This window comes from Pseudomonas sp. GV071 (assembly GCF_003050835.1).
GTDB lineage: Bacteria > Pseudomonadota > Gammaproteobacteria > Pseudomonadales > Pseudomonadaceae > Aquipseudomonas.
Genome location: NZ_QAOJ01000024.1, coordinates 1 through 1,457 on the forward strand (window position 1 = coordinate 1; position 1,457 = coordinate 1,457).

Here is a 1,457-nt window from a genome sequence, read left to right on the forward strand (position 1 = left end):
TGAAGTGCGCCCCAGAAGTTGGACACCAATCCAACCTCTGGGGCGTTTTTCATGAGCAAGTACACAACACAATTCAAGCTGTCTGCCGTTACCGCTTTCCTTGAGCGAGGCAGAGGCTTTCGCTTTATAGCTGCCCAGTTCCAAATAGATCCGACCCTGCTTCGTCGCTGGGTCGAAGCCTATCGATTACACGGCGGTACCAGCCTGCAAGTGCGCAGCACTCGCTACAGCCCAGAATTCAAACTCTCCGTTCTTCAGCAGATGTGGCGCGATAACCTGTCTTTTCGTCGCGTGGCTGCGCTCTTTAATCTGGGTAGCTCTACCCAAGTGGGCAGATGGCAGCAGCAGTATTACAGTGGCGGCTTTGAAGCCCTGGAATCAGCCAGGAAAGGACCGCACGCCGTTATGACGCTACCTCCCGCCAGGCCCTCTGCACCTGAAACCACACGTGATGAAGATCTTTCGCATGCTGAGCTGCTGCTCAAGCTACGCAAGCTCGAAGTGGAGAACGCCTGGCTAAAAAAGCTCAAGGAGCACAGGGAGGAAAAGAAAAGGCTGGAGAAAGCCGCAAGGAAAAAACCAAGCTAGTTACGGAATTGCGAGCGCATTTTCCACTCGATCAATTGCTTGAAATAGCGGGTTTGGCTCGCAGCACTTATTACTACCAGCTCAAGTTATTTAGCGCTGAAGACCGGATCGCCCCTCTGAAAGCCTCGATTCAGAGCGTTCAGCAGAAACATAAGGGTCGCTATGGCTATCGTCGGATGACTGCTGAGCTGCGTAATGCTGGCCAGATGGTTAACAGCAAAACGGTGCGGCGCCTGATGGGCGAGCTGGGTCTTCAATGCAATGTACGCCCGAAAAAGTACCGGTCGTATCGAGGGTTGATGGGCAAGGCTTCGCCTAATCTTTTAGCCCGCCAGTTTGACGCGGACCATCCAAACCAGAAGTGGGTCACGGATGTAACGGAGTTCAAAGTGGCAGGCGAAAAGCTGTACCTGTCGCCGGTGCTGGACTTGTTCAGCGGAGAAATCGTTGCCTACCAAACCGACACCCGACCACGCTACGCCTTGGTAGGTAGCATGCTGGAGCAAGCACTTGAAGGCCTGCCGGGGACGGCAAAACCGATGCTGCACTCAGATCAAGGCTGGCACTACCAATATCCCGACTACCGGGAACGCTTGGAAAAAGCAGGCCTGAAGCAAAGCATGTCACGCAAAGGCAACTGCTTGGACAACGCCACGATGGAGAGTTTTTTTGGCACGCTGAAGTCGGAATACTTCTACCGTGAGCGTTTCGATAGCGTGGCCCAGCTGAAAGCGGGGCTGGACGAATACATCCGCTACTACAACCATGATCGGATCAAGATGAAGCTAGGCGGACTCAGCCCTGTCGCATACAGAGCCAAGTCCGCCATGGCTTAATCAATAGCCGTCCAACTTTTGGGGCGCACTTCA

General features: G+C 53.9%; 1 protein-coding gene. It reads left to right on the plus strand.

The genetic code is table 11. The annotated features are described in order from the left end of the window. Positions 1-51 precede the first annotated feature (51 nt). Positions 52-1,424 (plus strand): IS3 family transposase gene (locus C8K61_RS26580; protein ID WP_371920036.1). Its coding sequence is split into 2 segments (ribosomal slippage): positions 52-519 and positions 522-1,424, totalling 1,371 coding nucleotides; the frame shifts between segments, so codons are not numbered across the junction. Positions 1,425-1,457 lie beyond the last annotated feature (33 nt).